The organism is Novosphingobium sp. FG90, assembly GCF_057808725.1.
Map to the genome: position 1 here is coordinate 23,512 of NZ_JBMDIO010000049.1, position 6,033 is coordinate 29,544.

General features: G+C 58.5%; 4 protein-coding genes. 3 read left to right on the forward strand and 1 reads right to left on the reverse strand.

Features of this window, described 5'->3' with window-relative positions; all coding sequences use genetic code 11:
• The first annotated feature begins 1 nt into the window (after position 1).
• The 3 genes from ACODRZ_RS24605 to ACODRZ_RS24615 all read left to right on the forward strand — a co-directional run bounded on the left by ACODRZ_RS24605 (position 2) and on the right by ACODRZ_RS24615 (position 4,517).
• Entirely contained in the window at positions 2–2,341 is a 2,340-nt protein-coding gene (locus ACODRZ_RS24605) for a S8 family peptidase (protein ID WP_006963523.1), read from the forward strand.
• Between the two features lie 246 nt (positions 2,342–2,587).
• On the forward strand, positions 2,588–4,030 hold the full coding sequence (locus ACODRZ_RS24610; protein WP_006963525.1) for a DUF6035 family protein: 1,443 nt from the start codon (positions 2,588–2,590) through the stop codon (positions 4,028–4,030).
• Between the two features lie 22 nt (positions 4,031–4,052).
• Positions 4,053–4,517 carry a hypothetical protein gene (locus ACODRZ_RS24615; RefSeq protein ID WP_037491793.1) on the forward strand — a complete coding sequence of 155 codons (465 nt, stop codon included), beginning with the start codon at positions 4,053–4,055 and terminating at the stop codon, positions 4,515–4,517.
• 93 nt (positions 4,518–4,610) lie between these two features.
• On the opposite strand, the gene ACODRZ_RS24620 is transcribed toward ACODRZ_RS24615, so the two are convergent.
• On the reverse strand, positions 4,611–5,960 hold the full coding sequence (locus tag ACODRZ_RS24620) for a site-specific integrase (protein ID WP_006963536.1): 1,350 nt from the start codon (positions 5,958–5,960) through the stop codon (positions 4,611–4,613).
• Between the last annotated feature and the right edge of the window lie 73 nt (positions 5,961–6,033).

Here is a 6,033-nt window from a genome sequence, read left to right on the forward strand (position 1 = left end):
CGTGGCGCGTTATGATCACCTGCAGCTGTTGCGGCTGCCCGAACGCCTGCCCCGCCGCAAGAATGGTGGCGGTGGGCCTCCTCCCCAGCGCAATCCGCGCGGGCACAGTGATCGCCTGGGTCAGGAGCTCGGTCAGGCCGTAGCCGCCCAACGGCAGCGTCGTCGCCCCGATGCGGTCGATCCGTCGTTGATCCTGCGGGTCCGGATGAGCGGACCTTTGCTCGAGGAGGAATGGAATCGTGTCGGCCTGACCGTTCTGTCGAGCGACGAGGATCGCACACTCGTCCTCTTCTCTTCGAACGATGAATTGACCGAGTTCCAACGCAAGCTCGATGCCTATGGCCAGGGCGTCCAGCCTGGCCGGCAGAACCCGGCTTTCTCTTCGTTCATTGCCAATGTGGAGACGATTGCCGAAGTCGCGCCGCGCGATCGCATTGGCATGCGAGCCCGCGAAGCGGGCCTGGTCGATGTTGATGATTTCCAGGTCGGCGAGGCGTACATGGTTGATATCGAGCTCTGGGATCTTGGCGCCCGGGCTTTGCGCGAGCGCAAGATCGACGACATCGTTCGCTATGCAGAGGCGCGGGGCGCCGAGGAGCTCGACCGGCATATTGGTCCCAATCTCACGCTCGTCCGGCTTCAGTGCGATGGCGCAATTGCGCGCACCCTTCTGTCAATTGAGGAAATCGCCGAGGTCGATCTGCCTCCCGAGCCGGATCTGCTCGCGGCACAACACATCGACGATGCGCTGGGCGATGTGCCGGATGTGGAGGATCTCGACGAGAATGCGCCGCTCATCGGGATCATCGACAGCGGGATCAATGACCATCCTTTGATCGAGGATATCATCGTCGGGTCGATCGCCGTGCCGGATACGCTGGGTACAGCCGATGACCATGGGCATGGAACCTTTGTCGGGGGTATCGCGACCTTCGGCGATCTGCGCGCGCAATTGGGTGCTGGAGAACTGGTCCGGCACGCGCGCCTGTGTTCAGCCAAGGTGATCGACCACACCGGCAATTTCCCCAACCGGCGTCTCACGCCAAAGCTGATGCGCGAGGCGATCACCGGGCTTCATGAGCAATTCGGTTGCCGGATTTTTGTCATTTCGCTCGGTGATCGCACCAAGGTCGTCGAAGGCGGCAAGGTTGGTCCCTGGGCGCAGACGCTCGATGAACTGGTCCGCGAACTGGATATCGTCATCATCGTCGCGGCCGGCAACCGTCAGCCACGGCGCGGAATGCGCATCGAAGAGTCAGTCACCGACTATCCAGGCTACCTCATGGAGCCGGAGAACCGGCTGTGCGAACCGGCCGGCGGCATGAACATCGTCACTGTTGGTTCCGTCGCGCATAGCAATGGTCTTAGCACCCGCGCTCAGGACAATGTCGGGGTGCGTCCGATCACCGAAGCGTTTGAGCCCTCGCCATTCTCGCGCGCTGGTCCTGGCGTGCGCGGTGCGATCAAACCCGACTTTACCGACATTGGCGGTACGCTGATCTACGATGGCCCCACCGCCTCCCTCCAGGGCGGCGAAGTACGGCCCGAAGCCGGCGTGATGTCGCTCCACTACCGTCCTGTCGACCGGCTCTTCGCGGCGCGATCGGGCACATCCCATGCCGCGCCTCTCGTTGCGTTCAAGGCAAGCCAGATCCTGGCGCGCTTTCCCGACGCATCTGCCAACCTCGTTCGCGCCCTGCTCGCCACTAGCGCGGTCGCTCCGCCCGAGAGCGTTCGTCGCCTGGCTCTCCTGGGAGATACCGCTGGTCGAGCGCTGTTCGGTCATGGACGGGTCGATGCGGAACGGGCCGCCTTTTCCGACGATTCGCGGGTGATCCTCTATGCCGAGGATGAGCTCGCGATCGACCATTTCGCGGTCTACCAGATCCCGATCCCGGAGCTGTTCCAGACTGAACGGGGCCGCCGCACCATCCGTGTGAGCCTGGCTTTTGATCCGCCTGTGCGCCACAGCCGGCTCGATTATAATGGCGTATCGATGGGCTTCCGGCTCATCAGGGGCTGCGACCCCGACATGATCTTCGAGCATTTCCGGCGGCGTACAGCCGATGAAGCGCCGTTCCCTGAGATGGAAGCTCGCTACAACTGCAAGCTGCTGCCCAGTTCGACGGTTCGGGAAAAATCGAGCCTGCAATGTGCCAGTGTCAGCTTCTCACGCAATATCAGGGGCTATGGCGACAATTACTATCTCGTGGTGCGATGTGCCGGTGGCTGGGCTGGTGACGAGGGCCAGCAGGCCTTCGCTGTGACCGTTGAAATTTCGCACGAAGCCGAAGTGCCGCTGTACGAACGCCTGCGTCAACGTATCCGTGTCAGGGCATGACGGGGTTTTAGCAGGGACTCCGAACCCGCGGGGAGGCCGCGAGAGCCCTGTACGAGAGCAAGTCTGTGGTGCTGATGCCGATGATGGTGGCTATCCTGTTGCACTACGCTCATGATCGCCCAAACCTAGGCACGAAAATCTCTAACCGGCGCATGGCACATCGGCCAGCGATTCAGTCATCACCGAATTCCAACAGCGCTATCGTTCCTGACTTGTTCTGAGGGCGCCTGATGATAGTTTGTCGTTATGCGGCTGAACAACGTGACGGTAGAGGGCTATGACTATGCGACGCCTGTCGAGGATGCGCAGATCGATCAGGTCATCGATCTTGACCTCGGCGAGATTCCGAACGCCAAGGCCGTCATAGGCGGCCAGTTCTATCAGGATCTGGTCGACAACCGGGTCCAGATCGTGGAGCGTATGAACAGCGGCAGTCCGCGCTACCTTTGCTCGGAATGCCTCACGCCCGTCTATCTTGTGTCGACGCCGGATAAGCGGTTTTTCTTTCGGCATCGATCGGAGGAAGACGAATCCTGTTCCGCAAAAACCCGATCGGCACTGACGGCGGAAGAGATCACGGCGCGGAAATATCATGGCCTGCGCGAGAGCGCGCCGCACAAACATATCAAGAGCCTGATTGAGCGCAGCCTGAGGGCGGATATTGTCTTTTCTGACATTGCGGTTGAACGGAACTGGAAAGGCACCGATTCGAGGCGCTTCCGGCGGCCGGATGTTCAGGCCGCACATCCGCAAGGCAAGATCGCGTTCGAGGTGCAACTTTCCACGACCTTCCTCAGCGTAGTCGCCGGGCGCCGCTCCTTCTATCGAAGTGAGGGAGGTCTGCTGGTCTGGGTGTTTGGGTCTTTCGATGCCGGCTATCGACGTCTCACCACAGACGATCTGCTCTATTCCAACAATTCCAATATTTTCATCGTTGATGAGGAAACGACCGAACTTTCCGAACGGACTGGCATCTTCCACATTCGCTGCCATCATCGGATCCCGGTCAGGGACGGCGCGCAGGTTACTGATGCCTGGGAAGAGAAGGTGGTGGCCTTCGCTGACCTTACGCAGGACCGGGAGGGGCAGCGGCTTTTCCTGTTCGACTTTCAGGCAGCCGAGGCCGGATTGCGCGCAGCGATCCAGAAGGAGGCCGATGATGCCAAGGTCATGGCGATACGTATCGATCAGGCCGACCTCCACGAATTCTGGATGGAGCATGGCCGATCGTTTCGCCACACGCCGGAAAATCGTGCGACCTGGGAGCAATTGCGGGAACGATATGAACGTCGGGGGATAGATCTGCCCGAATTTCCCGACAGCCACGAAGCCACGCGAGTCATGCTATCCGCGCTCTACAGTGCGCGGGATGGAAAGCCGGTGGGTTACAAATTCTCCAAGCTGGTGCAGGTCGCGCATCAGGTCGCGGAGGCTTATCCAAGTCTGTTCATCGCTTTTTATAGCGCGGTCGATGCTTACGGTCATGTCGATCTTCTGAACAAACAGGATAGCAGCGGCAAATGGCGTGAGAGACTGAAGGGAGCCGAAGGGATATTCAGTCGTATCAAGCGCGACGATCCGGTGTTTCAGCCAGAGGACAGCGTCAGGACGTTGATGGATTTCCTGTTTCCTGAAATATCCGATCGTGTGGCAACGGCGGTAGAGCGGTATCGGGATAGCTTATTTTGAACGTAACAGGGAGTGATCGGGAGTGTTCTTTTCCGGAAATGACAAGAAGCAATATGCCGTCGCGGATGTCGGATCGGTTAAGGATTTAGGGAACGGCAGCGTACAGATATTTTTACGAAACTCGGATGAAGAAATCATCATCGACGAGGCACAATGGGACAGGGCCCTTGTCCGGACCCCTCAATCCTTTGTCCCCGCAGCTCCAGAGACATATGTGCTGGGAATTTGGTGGGCATCAGAAAACGAGGTCGGCGGATATTACAAGAAGGCAGTGATGGGCTGGTCAATCAGCGGTGACGGATATCTTCATCCCTGGACGGTGGACGGCGTGGATGATGGCCGCAATGATTTGCCTGCAATTCTTCAGCCCGACGGACAGGTGGAGGATCCAATCGACTGCCGATACGAAAATGTCACCGAATGGTATGAAGGGGCGAAGCGCAAAGCGCTGGAAATCGGCTATCATCATTACGCTCAGTTTTCGTGACCCGAAGGCGCCATCAGGCCTTCTCGTTCGATGAGGTGCGATCGGGGCTGGCCATGGGCCTATTCCAACGCAAAATGTATATCTCGCTGGCGGTCAGGCTGCTTCTTCCTGCTCCGAATCATTGCTGGCTTGGACAGGCTTGGTGAGCGCCATCGCGATCGCAGCTGAAACGGAGTTCGCCGCCGTCCTGACTGGGGCCGTTTTGAGATGAGCGTAGCGGGCCGTCGTCTGGACCTGGGTGTGGCCCAAAAGCTTGCCGATCATCGTCAGGTCTTCACCGAGTTCGAGCGCATCCGAAGCAAAGCTGTGACGTAGATCATGAATGCGTACATCCTCCAGACGTGCTCGTTTGCGGATGCGTCGCCAAGGGTGCTGCATGTCGGTCAAATGCCGCCCCTCGACATAGCCTGTGATGACATAAGGGTTCTTGTCGATTTTCTTGATGCCATCCAGGACCTCGAACACGGAATCGCCCACCGGCACGAGTTTGGCGCCTGTCTTCGAATCCGGCAGTCGCAGGACGCCTGCCTTGCGATCGACATACTCCCATTTGAGCGTCTGGATCTCGCCGAGGCGGCATCCGGTGAGCAGCAGGAGGCGAATGCAGTTGACGGCTTCAGGTTCGCTGGTCGCGTCACGTAAAACCTGTCCCAGGCGCGCGAGCTCATCTTCCGTCAAATAACGCTCGCGCTTCACTTCCTTGTATCGCTTGACCTTCCAGCAGGGGTTGGTTCCGTCAGTCAACACTTCCCAGTCGTTGGCGATCGTGAACATGACAGACAATACGCCCAAGGTACGATTGGCTTGATAGGGCTTGTCCTTCATCGAGGCGTGGAGAGCGACGATGTCGGCGCGGGTCACGTCGATCAGGCGATGTGACCCGAGCTTGGGATTGATGAACAATTCAACAGACCGCTTGTATTCGGCCTGTGTGGTTGCCTTGCAGTGGATGGCAACATGTTCGTCAAGGAAGCGCTGCCCGAATTCTTTCATTGTGGGCGAGGCCTTTTTGCGATCGCGGACGCTGGCCGGATCACCGCCCAACCGGACTTCCGACAAATGCTTCATCGCCTCGGTTCTGGCCTGGTCAGGGGTTAGGGCGCCATGAAGCCCGATATTGACCCGCCGCAGGCGCCCGCCGGCCCGGAACTGGGCGAGGTACATCTTTCGGCCGGTGGGATAGATGCGCAGGCCAAAGCCTTTCAGTTCATCATCCCACAGGAAGAATTCCTTGTCAGCAGGGGCGGCTGCATCGACCGCACGCTTCGTGATTTTGACCATCATCCACCTCGGCTTTTCCGGAACATCCGGAATCAAATCGGAATCAATCGGGAGGAAATTGCGTCGTTCCTGATCGTTCATCATCGTAAAGGGATGGCAAAAATAAATCAATAAAAACAGAAATATATGGTGCAATATCCATCGCTGGAGTAAGTCGTCCAAGACCGTGAAAATCGCCCCGTAGCTATCTCATAACCTGAAGGTCGTAGGTTCAAATCCTACCCCCGCAACCATC

Excerpts from the sequence above, each read along its gene's own strand:
- ACODRZ_RS24610 (WP_006963525.1), top strand. The coding sequence starts at position 2,588 with ATGCGGCTGAACAACGTGACGGTAGAGGGCTATGACTATGCGACGCCT.